Genomic DNA, 14304 nt, shown 5'->3' with positions numbered 1-14304 from the left:
AAGTCTTCGTCAGTTCAGGGGGGTTCGGGGGCTGCGGGTGTGGCGGACGGCCGCCGGGCGGGCGGCCGTCAGGAGTGGAACGGCAGTCCGGCGTCGGCCACCAGCTCCAGGTCGTCCGTCTCGTCGGGGGGCAGCAGGGTCGCCGTGCCGTCGGTGACCGGGACGACGCCCAGTTCCAGCAGCTCGGCCAGGGCCGCGCTGCCCGCCATGTCGCGGACCTGGAGTTGGTAGCGGGCCGTGGTGCGGTACGTCCCGCCGTTGTCGTCGCCGGTGCGCTGGAGGAAGCCGGAGTCGGTGAGGAAGGCGACGGCCTTGCCGACGATCCCGGTGGTCGACCCGGCGAGTCTGCGGGCGTCCTTGGTGGCTCCGGTGGCGCTGCGTCTGGCCCAGATCCGCCAGGCGGCCTCCAGGCCGGGGGCGTCGGTGGCCGGGTCGGTGTTCTCGCCCTGTTCCTCGGCGCGCTCCTCCAGCCGACGGCAGGCCTGGCGGACGAAGGAGTCGACGCCGTTGACGCTGACCCATCCGATGTAGCCGTCGTCGGCGAGGTCCTCGGGGCGGGGGAACGCCAGCGCGGCGACGGCGAGATGGGCCAGTCCGTGCAGGAAGCGGTCGCCGCCGTCGGCGGACGTGCGACGCGCGTAGTCCCCCATCCGGACGGCGAACACCGAGTCCTCGGCGGCGGTCACGGCCATGCCCGCGCGGGGGGACACCTCCAGCACGATCAGTCCCAGTCCGGCGGCGACGGCGTCGGCGAGCCGGGCGAACGCCGGGTCCTCGCGGTGGCGGCGCAGCAGGTCGGCGTACTCCTGGTCGCGCGCGGGCTGCAGTCTGGGCTGCAGGCCGAAGGCGACGAGCCGCGCCGCGTCGGCGGCGTCGGCGGGGGTGAGGGGCGCGGACACCGGGGCGGGTCCGGCGTCCGGCTCACTCCACTCGACGTGCTCGCTCACGGGTTCGGCTCCTCGGTGTTCTCGGGGTGGTTCACGTGGTGACGCGGGTCTCGCCGCGTGGGGAGTCCGGGGCGGCTCACGCCGCCTCCGTGCGGTCGGCCGCCATCCCGGCGGCGTCCAGCAGGGCGGTGCCGACGATGAGGTCGGCGCCGCCGAACTCGGGGTCGTCCAGCTCCGTCCCGTCGTCCACGGCGAACAGCAGCTTCTCCTCGCCCTGCCGGTAGGCGGTGCCGACGGCGGGACTCGCCGCGTGCACGGCCAGCAGCGCCACCAGGTAGGGCAGGTCGGGATCGGTCCGCCGGGCCTCGGCCAGCAGCCCGGAAAGTCTGCGGGGCGCGTCCGCCGGCAGGTCGAGCAGCTCCGTCGCGGCGGCCAACTGTTCCTCGCTGAAGCGGCTGTCGTCCGGGGTCGCGATGAGGTCGGGTTCCGGCATCTCCGCGCCGAGGTGCTCGCGCTCCACCGGTGGGGTCAGCAGCAGGTCGACGAGGTCGCCCAGCCGGACGGTCGCCGGGGTCCTGAATCCCGTCCCGCGCGCGAAGAACGCGCCGGTGACCCGGGCCGCCTGTTCCAGCGGAAGCGGGAGCACGGGGGTGACGAGATGGCCGTAGAGGTCGATCCCCGACGACGTCATGGGCGCGGCGAAGGCCTGCCGGTCCTGTTCGGCGCGGAAGAGCGGGCCGGCCTCCAGGAGGCGGGACTGGAGCTGGGTGTGGCGGCGGATGCAGTCCTTGACGATGTCGACGAGTTCGGCGGCGCGCCGCTTGTTCTCGGCGTCCTCGATCTCGTCGCGGGCCTTGCGGATGTTGGTGAGGATCGCGTTCTCGTGGCGGTAGCGGTCGGCCACGTGGTCGAGGGCCTCGGCGATCATGTCGGGGACGGCGTTGAGCCAGTCTACCGCGCGGACGTTGCGCCGGGTGGCCTCCAAAGCCCTGCGGAGGGTCTCGGAGTACTGCACGGTGCGGTAGCGGGCCTGCTCGGCGGCGAGCTGGGCGTCGGCGAGGCGGCCGCGGCGGATGAGGACCTCCAGCTTGACCTCGGCCGCGATCTGGGCGCTGGTGACGTCGGTGTCGAGGGCTCCGACGAGGACGTTGACCGCTTCGTCCGTGGTCCGCAGGTAGACCGTGCCGCCGTAGCCGGGGACCTCTTCGAGCAGCTTGAAGTCGTAGTCGCGGCGCACATAGGTGCCGTCCGCCGCGAAGGTGCCGTACACGGCGCGGAAGCCGCGGTCGACGCTGCCGACGTTGATCAGGTTCTCCAGGACCCAGCGGGCCACGCGCTCGTGCTCGGCGACGGGCCGGCCGGGGGCCTGTGCGGCGATGCGCGGGACGAGGCGGGCCACGATCTGGTCGTGGTCGGCGCCGGTGTCGAAGTCCATGTTCAGGGTGACGAGGTCGATGGCGGCGAGGGCGATCTCCGCCATGCCGTAGACCGAGTACTCACCGGCGAGGTTGCCCTTGCGCGCGTCGAGGTCGTGGAGGGGCGCGGTGCAGGCGAGCGCGCGCAGCCGCCGCGCCAGGCCCTCGTCGGCGGCCGGGCCCGGAGCCGGGCGCGGCGCCGCGCCGGGCTGGGGCGGAACACGGTCCGTCGATGCAGGCGAAGTCACGGTGCACAGAGTAGGTCCTCGGTCTGACAACGACCCAAACGACCGCAGATGCGACCGCGGGCGGGAGCCGCCGTCAGAGGCCCGCGGGGCGGTCTCAGGCGCCGTCCCCGCCCGCGGCGGCTTCACCCACACGGCGCCGGTACACCTCGACGACCCGGGCCAGGGAGTCCCGCAGGTACCCCTCGAGCAGCCGCTCCGCCCCGATCCGGTCGCCGGCCTCCAGCGCCTGCAGGATCTGGCGGTTTCGGGTGAGGTAGGGCTCGTGGAGGCGGCGCGGGTCGTCGACCAGGTGGAAGGCGAGGCGCAGCTCCGCGAAGACGCTCCGCATCAGCTCGTCGGTGCGGGCGCTGCCGGCCAGGGCGACCAGTTCGCGGTGGAAGTGGATGTTGGCGGTACCCACCACTTTCCAGTCATTCTCGAGAGAGGCCACCTGCCCTTCGGTGACGGCCGCGCGCAGTCCGTCCAGGGCGTACGGCGGCTCGCCCAGGCCCCGTACGACGGCGCACTCGACGAGCCCGCGCGTGCGGTAGATGTCCTCGACGTCCTCGACGGTCAGGACCCGGACGAACACGCCCCGGTTCAGCTCGTGGACGAGCAGCCGTTCGTGCGTGAGCAGCCGGAACGCCTCGCGGAGCGTGTTGCGGGAGACCCCGAGCGCGCCGCCGATGCTGTCCTCCGACAGCCGGGTGCCCGGCGGGAAGAAGCCCTCCGCGATACGGCTCCTGAGGATGTCCGAAACCCGTTCGGCCGTGCTGGTGCGCCCCAGGAGGGCGCGGTCGTCGGCCAGTCCCGCCAGCTGCTCTGCCATGCCCGGAATTCAACCGCAGAACACGAGAACGAAACAACAGGGGTATTGAAGGATCGTTCAACGATCCTCTACCTTCCTGTCCACGACAACGGCACGGCTCACTCCCCCCCCGCACCCTTCGTCATCGCTTAGCGAGGTGCCTCATGAGCACGACCCCTCCACCCCGGGCCCCGAGCCACGACCAACGCCCCGCCACCGCCGCACAGGCCCCCGACGACGGGGCGTTCGCCTGGCTGCGAGCCCTCGGCCCGCGTGGCCGCCGGGCCTTCGCCGGCGCGTTCGGCGGCTATGCCCTGGACTCCTACGACTACTTCACGCTGCCGCTGAGCATGGTCGCCCTCACGGCGTACTTCGGCCTGGACAACGGCCAGACCGGCCTGTTCACCACCGTCACCCTGGTCGTGTCGGCGATCGGCGGCGCCGCCGCGGGCATCGTGGCCGACCGGATCGGCCGGGTCAGGGCACTGATGATCACGGTGATCACCTACGCCGTGTTCACAGTCGCCTGCGGCTTCGCGCCGAACTACGAGACGCTGCTCGTCTTCCGGGCGCTCCAGGGACTCGGCTTCGGCGGCGAGTGGGCGGTCGGGGCGATCCTGGTCGCCGAGTACGCGAGCGCCCGGCACCGGGGCCGTACCCTCGGCGCGGTCCAGAGCTCCTGGGCCGTCGGCTGGGGCCTCGCGGCGCTCGTGTACACGCTCGTCTTCTCGTTCTTCGACGACGACGTGGCCTGGCGCGTGATGTTCTGGACCGGCGCGCTGCCCGCGCTGCTCGTGGTGTGGGTGCGGCGCCGGGTGAAGGACGCGCCGGAGGCGGCCGCCGCGCGCGAGCGAAGCGCGGTGAAGGGATCGTTCCCGGCCATCTTCAAGGGCCGTCTGCTGCGGACCACGCTCTTCGCCGGGCTGCTGTCCACCGGCGTCCAGGGCGGCTACTACACGCTGGCGACCTGGGTGCCGACGTACCTGAAGTCGGAGCGGGGACTGTCGGTGGTGGGCACGGGCGGCTATCTGAGCTTCCTGATCTCCGGCGCCTTCCTCGGCTACCTGACCGGCGGCCATCTCACCGACCGGCTCGGCCGGCGCCGCAACATCTGGCTGTTCGCCCTGCTGTCGGCCCTGTGCATCCTGGTGTACGCCCACATCCCCGACGGCGCCAACACCCTGCTCCTGGTCCTCGGCTTCCCGCTCGGGTTCTGCATGTCGGCGATCTTCAGCGGCTTCGGGTCCTACCTGAGCGAGCTGTACCCGACGGCCGTGCGCGGCACCGGACAGGGCTTCACGTACAACACCGGGCGCGCCGTGGGCGCCGTCTTCCCCACCACGGTCGGCTATCTGGCCGACAGCTGGGGTGTGGGCGGCGCGCTGGTCTTCGGCGCGATCGGCTACGGGATCGCCGCCCTGGCGCTGCTGGGGCTGCCGGAGACGCGTGGAAAGGAACTGGAGTGAACCGTCCGATCCTCACCGAGGACCGCCCCTCGGCCGCCGCGGGCGACACCCCGCTGACCCTCGTGGACCGGCACGCGCACGCGTGGAGCCCCGAGAGCGCCCGGGCCCGCTTCCGGGAGGGCCTCGCCGGCCCCACGGCCGGGGTCGCCGCGGGCCACACCCAGGTCAACCTGATCTCGGTGCCCGCGGACTGGGCGTACGACATGCTGCTGTTCTGCCAGCGCAACCCGAAGCCGTGCCCGGTCCTCGACGTCACCGACGCCGGTTCCAGGACGACGGTCCTGGCCGAGGGCGCCGATCTGCGGACCGATCTGCCGCGCTACCGGGTGTGGGAGCACGGAGAGCTGGTGGACGAGCCGACGGACGTGCGCGCGTACTGGCGCGAGGACCTGGTGTCGTTCCTGATCGGGTGCAGTTTCACCTTCGAGTGGGCGCTGTCCGGGGCGGGCGTCCCGATCCGCCACGTCGAACAGGGGCGCAACGTCCCGATGTATGTGACGAACCGTCAGTGCCGTCCGGCGGGCCGACTGCACGGCCCGATGGTGGTGTCGATGCGCCCGGTGCCGCCCCGGCACCTGGCCACCGCCATCCGGGAGAGCAGTCTGCTCCCGGCGGTGCACGGCAGCCCCGTACACTGCGGCGATCCCGCGGGGCTGGGCATCGACGACCTCGGCCGGCCCGACTTCGGCGATGCGGTGGCCGCCGAACCGGACGACATCCCGGTGTTCTGGGCGTGCGGGGTCACCCCGCAGGCCGCGGTGATGGCCTCGCGCCCGCCGTTCGCCCTCACCCACGCGCCGGGCCAGATGTTCCTGACCGACACGCGCGACGAGCAGTACCGCGTGGCCTGAGACGGGACACGGCCGGACATCAGGACAGCAGACAGCCGGACAGCCGGACAGCAGAAGGCTGGACAGCAGACAGCCTGACATCAGGAAGGAACCATGAGCGCGATCGATCTGAACGCCGACCTCGGAGAGGGCTTCGGCCGCTGGCGGCTCACCGACGACGAGCAGCTGCTGTCCGTGGTGACCAGCGCCAACGTGGCCTGCGGCTTCCACGCCGGGGACGCGGCCACCATGCGGCGGGTGTGCGAGCTGGCGGCCGAGCGGGGCGTGACGATCGGCGCCCAGGTCTCCTACCGCGACCTGGCCGGCTTCGGGCGGCGCGCCATGGACGTGCCGCCCGCCGAACTGGCCGCCGAGGTGGCGTACCAGATCGGCGCCCTGGAGGTCTTCGCGCGGGCGGCGGGCGCGCGCGTGGCGTACGTCAAACCGCACGGCGCGCTCTACAACCGGGTGGTGCTCGACGAGGAGCAGGCCGCCGCGGTGGTCGAGGGGGTGCTCCTCGCCGATGCCGCGCTGCCCGTGCTGGGGCTGCCCGGCTCGCGGCTGCTGGACGCGGCGCGGAAGGCGGGTCTACCGGCGGTCACGGAGGCGTTCGCGGACCGGGCGTACACCGACCAGGGCACGCTCGTGCCGCGTGGCCTGGACGGCGCCGTGGTCACCGATCCGGCGACCGTCGTGGAGCGGTCGGTGAGCCTGGCCCGTGCCGGTACGGTCGCCTCCGCAGCGGGATCGATCATCGAGGTACGCGCGCGTTCCCTGTGCCTGCACGGCGACACGCCGGGCGCGGTGGAGCTGGCGCGCCGGGTCAGGCGGCGGCTGGAGGAGTCCGGGGTGCGCGTGGAGGCCTTCGCATGAGCCTGCGTGTCCTGCCGGTCGGCGACGACGCCCTTCTGGTCGAGGTGGACTCGGGCGCCGCGGCGGAGTCCCTGCACGCCGAGCTGGTACGCCGTCGCGCGGCCGGGCTGCTGACGGTCCGGGAGATCGTCCCGGCGGCCCGGACGGTGCTCCTGGACGGCGTGCCCGACCCGGTCCGTCTGACGTCGGAGCTGACGGCCGCCGAGATCCCTCCCTCTCCCCCGCGGGCCGCCGAGGTGGTCGAGCTGCCGGTGCGCTACGACGGCCCCGACCTCGCGGACGTCGCCGCCCAGTGGGGTGTCTCCGCGCGGGAGGTGGCCCGTATCCACGCGGGGACCGAGTTCCGGGTCGCGTTCTGCGGTTTCGCGCCCGGCTTCGGCTATCTGACGGGCCTGCCCGCGAGCCACGACGTCCCGCGCCGGGCCACGCCGCGCACGGCGGTGCCGGCCGGCTCGGTGGCGCTGGCCGGGCCGTACACGGGCGTGTACCCGCGTGCGTCGCCGGGCGGCTGGCAGCTGATCGGCAGCACGGACGTGGTGCTGTGGGACCACGCGCGGGTGCCGGCCGCGCTGCTCTCGCCGGGTACGCGCGTGCGGTTCGTCGCCGTGGAGGCGGTGGGTGCCGGGTGACGGACCGCGCTCTCTCGGTCGTCCGCGCGGGGGCCCTCACCACCGTGCAGGACCAGGGGCGGCCCGGTCACGCCCACCTCGGCGTCCCGCGCTCCGGTGCGCTCGACGCGCCCGCCGCGGCCCTCGTCAACCGGCTCGTCGGCAACCCGCCCGGGGCGGCGGTCCTGGAGACCACCGTCAACGGCTGCGCCCTGCGGCCCCGCTGCGCCGTCACCGTCGCGGTCGGGGGCGCGCCCTGCCCGGTCACGGTGAACGGGCGTCCGGTCGCCTGGGGCGCGCCGGTCCGGGTGCCCGCCGGCGCGGTCCTCGACGTCGGGCCGGCCGTGTCCGGTCTGCGCGGCTACGTGGGTGTGTCCGGCGGCGTCACCGTCGAGCCGGTCCTCGGCAGCCGCTCCACCGACCTGCTCTCGGGGCTCGGTCCCGCGCCCCTCACGGACGGTACGGTCCTGCCCCTGGGCCCGGAACCGGCGGCGCACGCGCGCGTGGACGTCGCCCCGCAGGCCGCTCCCCCGGCCGAACTCGTCCTGCGCGTCACGCTCGGCCCGCGCGCGGACTGGTTCACGCCGGAGGCGGTCGGTGTCTTCACCACGCGCGCGTACCGCGTGTCCCCGGCGAGCAACCGCATCGGTCTGCGTACCGAGGGGCCCGTGCTGGAGCGGGCCCTGCCCGGCGAGCTGGCCAGCGAGGGCATGGTGCTGGGCGCCGTCCAGGTGCCCCCCGACGGCCAGCCGGTGGTCTTCCTCGCCGACCATCCGACCACCGGGGGCTACCCGGTGATCGGGGTCGTCCGCGCGGCCGATCTCCCGGCCGCCGCCCAGGCGGTACCGGGCACCCCGGTCCGCTTCGTGGCGGTACGACGGCGGTGAGGGCGCCGGTGACGAGAGCGCGGTGGCGGCGCCGGAGACGAAAGCGGTGACGAGGCCGGTGCGGACACCGGTCACCACGTCACCGCCGCGTCCGGTGCCGTCGCCCGGGGCAGCGTTCCAGGCGGCGTTCCAGGCGGCGCCCTAGGCGGCGTCCGGCTGCGGTTCCGTCGCGGACAGCGCCGCCAGTGCCGCGGAGACCGCCGCCGACGCCCGCAGGTCGAGCCGGGCGCTCGTCCCCCGCGCGCGGTGGCGCATCTCGTCGGCGGCCAGCCCGAGCAGCTGGGGCAGCAGGTCGGTGCAGCGCCGGGCCACCCAGCCGGTGCCCGCCGTCGCCAGCCACCACAGGCTCGCGGAGGTCGTCGGCGCCGGGCGCTCCGGCTCGGGCGAGGGCGCGGGTCCGGTGGCGAGGCCCGCCTCGGCCAGCAGCGCGTGGAAGCGCACGGCCAGCTGCCGGTGCCCCCGTTCGCCCGGGTGCAGCCGGTCCGCGCTCCACATCTCGCGGTCCGTCAGCCAGGCGCCCTCCGCCGCGTGCAGATGGACGGCCCCGTACCGTTCGGACAGCGCGTGCACGACGGTGTTGACCGCGCGCTGCCGCCGGGCCAGCGGACGGGCGAGGGCTCCGGGCAGGCCGAGCATGGCCCCCGGGTCGGGCAGGCACGCGGTGAGCAGCACCGCGCCCTGCTCGGCGAAGGCGGCGTACACCGTGTCGAGGCGGGCGGCGACGGCGTGGATGTCGAAGGTGCAGCGGAGCGTGTCGTTGACGCCCACGACGACCGACACCAGGTCGGGCCGCAGCGCGAGCCCGGCCGGGAGCTGCCGTTCCAGCACGTCCCGCGTCTGCGCGCCGCTGACCGCGAGGTTCGTGAACTCCACGGCCCCGCCGGACGCCGCCGGCCCCGCGCACCCCCCGGCGCCCGCAGCCCCCGCAGACCGGGAGAGCCCCGCGGCCTCCTCGGTGAGCCCGTCGGCGAGCAGCGCGGCCCAGCCGCGCCACCCGTCGCCGGCCGGGTCCCCCACCCCCTCGGTGAGGGAGTCGCCGAGGGCGACGAAACGGAGGCGTCTCATCCGACCCCTCCGGTCACGACGGAACGCACCCGTACCGTCGCGTCGTGCGCCGCGAGGAACGCCTCCACGGCCGTCCCCCATCCGAAGCACTCCGCCCGCGCGCGTGCCGCCTCCCGGCGGTCCGGCACGGAGCGCTCCAGCAGGCTCTCCACGGCGTCGGCGAAGGCACCGCCCCGGTCGGCGGCGACCGCGCCCGCCTCGCCGATCACCTCGGGCAGCGCCGAGGACGCGCTCACGACGACCGGCGTCCCGCAGGCCATCGCCTCCAGGGCGGCCAGCCCGAAGGTCTCCGCAGGCCCCGGCGCCAGGCACACGTCGGCACTGGCCTGGAGCGCGCCCAGGGCGTCCCGGTCGGCGACATGCCCGAGGAAGGTCACCGGCAGGCCGCGTTCGCGGGCGCGCTGCTCCAGGCGCGGCCGCAGCGGCCCGTCCCCGGCGATCACCAGCACCGCCCGCGCACCCCGCGCCACCAGCGCCTCCAGGGCGTCCAGCGCGGTACCGGGCTTCTTCTCCACGGACAGCCGGGTGCAGGTGACCAGCAGGATCTCGTCCTCGCGCGCGTGGCGGGCCCGGACACCCGCGTCGTACAGCGAGGGACGGCGGGCGACGAGGTCGACGCCGAGCGGGGCACGCACCACGTTCCGCGCGCCGATCCGGACGAACTCCCGTTCGGCGAACTCGGTGGTGCACACCACGCGCGCGTAGGTGTGCGCCGTACGGATGTTGAGCGCGTCGGCGGCGCGCCGGGCGGTGGCCTCGGACAGGCCCCAGGTGCGCAGCACCCCGTCGGCGGTCTCGTGGGAGACCATCACGGCCGGGACCCGGGCGCGCCGCGCCCACTTGCCGGTCCAGCGCAGTGTCGTACGGTCGGAGACCTCCAGGCGGTCCGGCGCGAGGTCTTCCAGGAGGCGGGCGAGACGGCGCCTGTCGGTGAGGACGCGATAGCCGCCGGTGCCGGGCAGCAGCGGTCCGGGCAGGGTGATCACCCGCCCCTGTTCGGTGTCGCGGTCGCTCGCCCGCTCGCCCGGCACGATCAGGACGGGTTCGTGGCCCGCCGCGAGGTAGCCCTTGCCCAGTTCGCGCAGCGCGGTGCGCAGCCCGCCCGAGGCGGGGGCCACGAAGTTGGCCAGGCGGACGATCCGCAGCGGCCCGCCGCCCACGCCACCGCCCACGCCACCGCCCACGCCACCACCCGCACCACTGCCCACGCCGCCGTCGGCCGGTCCGCCGGTCATGCCGCCACCACCAGGCGTCGCGCGGACAGCACGTCCCCGTAGTGGCCGATGAGCTGGTCGCCGACGGCGGCCCACGTGCGCCCCTCGACCGTGGCGCGCCCCGCGGCCCCGTACGCCCTGCGCAGCGCCGGGTCGGCGGCGAGGGCCGCCACCGCGTCCCGTACGGCAGCCGTGTCGCGCGGCGGGAAGAGCAGGCCGGTGCGGCCGTGGGCGACCAGGTCCAGCGGGCCGCCGGCGGCGGGCGCGACGACCGGCACACCGCTGGCCATGGCCTCCTGCACGGTCTGGCAGAACGTCTCGAAGGGGCCCGTGTGCGCGAAGACATCCAGCGAGGCGAAGATCCGGGCCAGTTCGTCGCCGGTGCGGCGGCCGAGGAAGACGGCGCCGGGCAGGGCCTCGTCGAGGTGGGCGCGGCTCGGCCCGTCGCCCACCACCACGACCCGTACGCCGTCCAGACCGCACACTCCGGACAGCAGTTCGACCTGCTTCTCGGGGGCGAGCCGGCCGACGTAGCCGACGATCAGTTCGCCGTCGGGGGCGAGCTCGCGGCGCAGACTCTCGTCACGGTGCTCGGGGCGGAAGCGGACGGTGTCCACGCCCCGCTGCCACAGCTTGACCCGGGGTATGCCATGCGTCTCCAGGTCGTGCCGGGCGGCGCTGGAGGGCGCGAGGGTCAGGTCGGCGGCGGCGTGGACGGAGCGGATGCGCCGCCAGGCGGTGGCCTCGCCGGCGCCCATGTACGTGCGTGCGTACCCGGCCAGGTCGGTCTGGTACACGGCGACGGCGGGGATGCCGAGCCGCGCGGCGGCCGTCATGCCACGCACACCGAGGACGAAGGGGCTGGCCAGGTGGACCACGTCGGCGCGGTGCTCGGCCATGGCCGCGGCGACACGCCGGCTGGGGAGGGCGACGCGGACCTGGGGGTAGCCGGGGAGCGGGAGGGAGGGGACACGGACGACGGGGCACGGCGCCGAGGCGTCGGGCCCGGTACCGGCGGCGGTGGCCGGTGCGACGACGAGCGGGGAGTGACCGCGATCTACGAGGTGCCGGGCGGTCTGGAGCGCGCAGTGGGCCACGCCGTTCACGTCGGGGGGAAAGGATTCGGTCACGATGACGACACGCATACCGGTGTTGTCGCCGCCCTGGACGTGGCCGCGTCAACGTGGATCTTTCCTGCCGACAAACGTCCCATGAGCGTTGCGCTGCGTGCGCCGGCGCACGCCGAACGGCCCGCGCCGCCGGTTCCCCAGCAGGTCGGACAGTGTCCACGCCCGCCTGACCCCTGGGTCATCCGGCGTTCACCGGGCGGGCGCACGTCGGCCGCTCCGGCGGCGCCCGGCCGGTCCCTGTGGCTACATCGCGGACGCCGGATCCGGTCCGATGCGGCTGCGTACGGCCGTCTGGACCTCGGCCTCCTCGGCGGGGTCGGCGGCGAGCCGCCGGAGGCGTTCGACGACCCGGGCGTCGCCGGTCTCGGCGTGCCGGGCGGCGATCTCCCGGGTGGCCTCCTCGCAGTCCCACAGGCATTCGACGGCGAAGCCGGTGGCGAACGAGGGGTCGGTGGCGGCGAGGGCGCGGGCGCAGCGCCCGCGCAGATGGGAGGAGGCCGTCTCGCGGTAGATGTGGCGCAGCACGGGGGCGGCGCAGACGATGCCGAGGCGTCCGGCGCCGTCGACGAGGGTCCACAGGGTGGGGGCGTCGCAGCCTTCGCCGCGTACGGCCTCGCGCAGGGCGCCCAGGACGAGGTCGCTGTCCTTGGTGCCGCCGCGACAGGCGAGCATGCGTCCGGCGGCGGCGCCCAGGGCGTCGGGCCGGTGGGCCCAGCCGCGGGCCCGTTCGACGGCGGCGATGCTGCGCATGCGTTCGAAGGCGTCGACGGCGGCGTCCACGACGGCGGTGGAGCCGGTGGTCACGGCCCGCTCGACGAGGGTCAGGGCGTCGGGGTCGTTGCAGTCGGCGAGATAGCGCAGGGCGGTACAGCGGGCCCCGTCGGTGCCGTCCTTGGCGGCCTGCACGATCTCCGGGCGGTCCTCGGGGCCCGCCACGGCGGTGAGGCAGCGGGCGGCGGGGACATGCAGGGCGGCGCCGCGCTCCAGGCCCTGTTGCGCCCATTCGAAGACGGCCCGGACGCTCCAGCCGGGGCGCGGTCCGGTGGGACTCATCTGGCGTTGCCAGCGGTCGAAACAGCCGGCCTCCTGGGCGGTACGCACGCGCGTGGAGACGTATTCGCGGGGGTCCTCGGCCCACAGGCGCCAGGGCCTTGGCTCGAAGGCGTCCCGGACGGCGGCGGCCAGTTCGGCCTCGCCCTCGGCGTCGGTGGCGAACCGCGCGAGCACCGGTGCGGCCAGGGCGCGCAGTCCGGCGTCGTCGTCGCGCAGGGCCAGCTCGTCCAGGGCCCAGGCCCAGTTGGTGCCGGTGGTGGCGTACCGGCGGAGCAGCTCCAGGGCGTCCCGCCGGCCGTAGGAGGCCAGATGGCCGAGGACGGCCAGGGTCAGGCCCGTGCGCGACTCCTCGGTGTCGAAGGCGTCCTCGACGTCGAAGAGGTGCGCCTCGATCTCGTCCAGCTCGCCGCTGAGGTCGAGGTAGAGACGTGCGTAGTAGAGGGAGCGGTTCTCCACCTGCCAGTCGTGGCGGGGATCGCGCAACACACAGTGGTTCAGTGCCGCGAGCGCTTCGGCGCGCGGGGCGGTGAGCGCGTGCAGCGTACCGTCGCCTCGGCCCCTCTGGAGGAGGCCGAGCAGGGTACCGCTGGGCGCTATGACCGGATCGAACATGGGAAACAGCCTCACATCAAGCGTCGACGCAACCGGGGACGTGCACTACCTGGCCGCGTGACAACACGTCGGGGCGCCCGCCGTTTCCTGCTTGCTGTAGACCATCTTCCTCTGCCTCTCGTCGGTGGCCCATGCGGACCGCATCACGGCCCGCGCGGTGCGGCAACACCTGCCCAGCCCTCACGTCCGTGAATCACGTCGTCATGATGACCCGGCGCTTCTGCCTGCCGCGACCGATATTTCCGGCGGCCTTGTACCGCCTCCCCCGTGGTCGTCCGTTTACCTGCTCAAAAACTTCGTATGACCTGATCGCAAGCCGTCGGTGGACGGCTAGGAGCCGCCGGCCCGCGGGGCCGCGAACAGCTCGAGCAACTCGACCCGGGCGAACATCCGGGCCGTGTCGACGGCCGAGGGGGTGCCCGCGGACGGGTCGGCGCCCGCCTCCAGCAGGACCTTGATCACGTCCGTCTCGCCCTTGAACGCGGCCCCGGCGAGCGGGGTCTGCCCCCGGTCGTTGATCCGGTCGGCCTCGGCGCCACGGCCCAGCAGGGCCCGTACCGCGTCGGCGTGGCCGTGGTAGGCGGCGAGCATCACCAGGCAGTCGCCGCGGTCGTTGGTGAGGTTCGCCGGAACGCCCGCGTCCACGTATGCCACGAGCTCCTCGGTCCGCCCCTGCCGGGCCAGATCGAAGATCTTGGTGGCCAGCTCCACGACCTCGGGGTCGGGGGCTTCAGTCATCGGCCTGGACCGCCTCTCGTTCACAGCTCGACTCAACCGTTCAGGTGAATCGCCAGGGTACTGGCTCGTGCCGCACATGGGCGGTCCCGTCCGAGGCAAAGATCACGGAGCGACCCGTTCGCCGCAATTCTCCTGCTCAGGCAGCCCAGCAAATGCTCCGCCATCGGGGTGGAATGCACGGAAAATCATCCAGTTGCACCTTTTATCGTATGGATACATCCTGTGATCCTGGAAGTACTCATGGTGACTGTCCCCACGCGAACCAGGAGATCCCCAATGATCCTGTCCATGTCAGGCGTCGTCCTGCTCGGCATCATCGTCTTCCTCTTCTTCCGCAAGGACGGACTGAAGGCGTCGCACGCCTGCGTCTCGGCGCTGTTCGGCTTCTACCTGGCGAGCACGGCCATCGCCCCGAGCATCAAGGCGGGCGGCGAGAGCCTGGCCGGCCTGCTCGGCGGCATCAAGTTCTGACGCCGCCCCTCCCGCCGACC

At 74.1% G+C, this 14304-nt stretch carries 14 protein-coding genes; 6 read left to right on the top strand and 8 right to left on the bottom strand.

From position 1 onward, the window contains the following. Nucleotides 1-68 precede the first annotated feature (68 nt). The 3 genes from U5640_RS37755 to U5640_RS37745 all read right to left on the bottom strand — a co-directional run bounded on the left by U5640_RS37755 (nucleotide 69) and on the right by U5640_RS37745 (nucleotide 3358). A complete protein-coding gene (locus U5640_RS37755; protein ID WP_340383314.1) occupies nucleotides 69-947 on the bottom strand; it encodes a hypothetical protein in 879 nt (292 codons plus the stop codon). 76 nt (nucleotides 948-1023) lie between these two features. Further along, on the bottom strand, nucleotides 1024-2550 hold the full coding sequence (locus tag U5640_RS37750; protein ID WP_340383312.1) for a hypothetical protein: 1527 nt from the start codon (nucleotides 2548-2550) through the stop codon (nucleotides 1024-1026). Nucleotides 2551-2644: 94 nt separating this feature from the next. Then, nucleotides 2645-3358: a GntR family transcriptional regulator gene (locus U5640_RS37745; protein WP_340383310.1), complete on the bottom strand. Its 714-nt coding sequence runs from the start codon at nucleotides 3356-3358 to the stop codon at nucleotides 2645-2647. A gap of 143 nt (nucleotides 3359-3501) precedes the next feature. On the opposite strand from U5640_RS37745, the gene U5640_RS37740 reads away from it, so the two are divergent. The 5 genes from U5640_RS37740 (at nucleotide 3502) to U5640_RS37720 (ending at nucleotide 8001) form a co-directional block, all read left to right on the top strand. Then, nucleotides 3502-4803: an MFS transporter gene (locus U5640_RS37740; protein ID WP_340383308.1), complete on the top strand. Its 1302-nt coding sequence runs from the start codon at nucleotides 3502-3504 to the stop codon at nucleotides 4801-4803. Further along, nucleotides 4800-5654 carry a putative hydro-lyase gene (locus U5640_RS37735; protein WP_340383306.1) on the top strand — a complete coding sequence of 285 codons (855 nt, stop codon included), beginning with the start codon at nucleotides 4800-4802 and terminating at the stop codon, nucleotides 5652-5654. Before U5640_RS37740 ends, U5640_RS37735 begins: the two co-directional genes overlap by 4 nt. A 93-nt stretch (nucleotides 5655-5747) precedes the next feature. After that, nucleotides 5748-6506: a 5-oxoprolinase subunit PxpA gene (locus U5640_RS37730; RefSeq protein ID WP_340383304.1), complete on the top strand. Its 759-nt coding sequence runs from the start codon at nucleotides 5748-5750 to the stop codon at nucleotides 6504-6506. A 2-nt stretch (nucleotides 6507-6508) separates the two neighbouring features. Beyond that, on the top strand, nucleotides 6509-7135 hold the full coding sequence (locus tag U5640_RS37725) for an allophanate hydrolase subunit 1 (RefSeq protein ID WP_340385563.1): 627 nt from the start codon (nucleotides 6509-6511) through the stop codon (nucleotides 7133-7135). After that, nucleotides 7132-8001 (top strand): biotin-dependent carboxyltransferase family protein, encoded by an 870-nt coding sequence (locus U5640_RS37720; protein WP_340383302.1) that lies wholly within the window; start codon nucleotides 7132-7134, stop codon nucleotides 7999-8001. The genes U5640_RS37725 and U5640_RS37720 overlap by 4 nt, the downstream gene beginning before the upstream one ends. Before the next feature lie 141 nt (nucleotides 8002-8142). On the opposite strand, the gene U5640_RS37715 is transcribed toward U5640_RS37720, so the two are convergent. From U5640_RS37715 to U5640_RS37695, 5 genes are all read right to left on the bottom strand, one after another. Next, nucleotides 8143-9066 (bottom strand): SGNH/GDSL hydrolase family protein, encoded by a 924-nt coding sequence (locus tag U5640_RS37715; protein ID WP_340383300.1) that lies wholly within the window; start codon nucleotides 9064-9066, stop codon nucleotides 8143-8145. After that, nucleotides 9063-10226, bottom strand: coding sequence for a glycosyltransferase (locus U5640_RS37710; RefSeq protein ID WP_340385561.1), 1164 nt, complete (start codon nucleotides 10224-10226; stop codon nucleotides 9063-9065). The genes U5640_RS37715 and U5640_RS37710 overlap by 4 nt, the downstream gene beginning before the upstream one ends. A gap of 71 nt (nucleotides 10227-10297) precedes the next feature. After that, complete coding sequence (locus tag U5640_RS37705; RefSeq protein ID WP_340383298.1) at nucleotides 10298-11425, bottom strand: glycosyltransferase family 1 protein; 1128 nt, start codon at nucleotides 11423-11425, stop codon at nucleotides 10298-10300. Between the two features lie 228 nt (nucleotides 11426-11653). Then, nucleotides 11654-13075, bottom strand: a complete 1422-nt coding sequence (locus U5640_RS37700) for a HEAT repeat domain-containing protein (RefSeq protein WP_340383297.1) — start codon at nucleotides 13073-13075, stop codon at nucleotides 11654-11656. 330 nt (nucleotides 13076-13405) lie between these two features. Beyond that, complete coding sequence (locus U5640_RS37695) at nucleotides 13406-13813, bottom strand: ankyrin repeat domain-containing protein (RefSeq protein WP_340383295.1); 408 nt, start codon at nucleotides 13811-13813, stop codon at nucleotides 13406-13408. 276 nt (nucleotides 13814-14089) lie between these two features. On the opposite strand from U5640_RS37695, the gene U5640_RS37690 reads away from it, so the two are divergent. Further along, complete coding sequence (locus U5640_RS37690; protein WP_055638461.1) at nucleotides 14090-14284, top strand: hypothetical protein; 195 nt, start codon at nucleotides 14090-14092, stop codon at nucleotides 14282-14284. Nucleotides 14285-14304: the final 20 nt, after the last annotated feature.

Origin of the sequence: Streptomyces sp. SS7 (assembly GCF_037993025.1) — a bacterium.
Taxonomy (GTDB): domain Bacteria; phylum Actinomycetota; class Actinomycetes; order Streptomycetales; family Streptomycetaceae; genus Streptomyces.
This window is presented reverse-complemented; position numbering and strand designations above follow the sequence as displayed.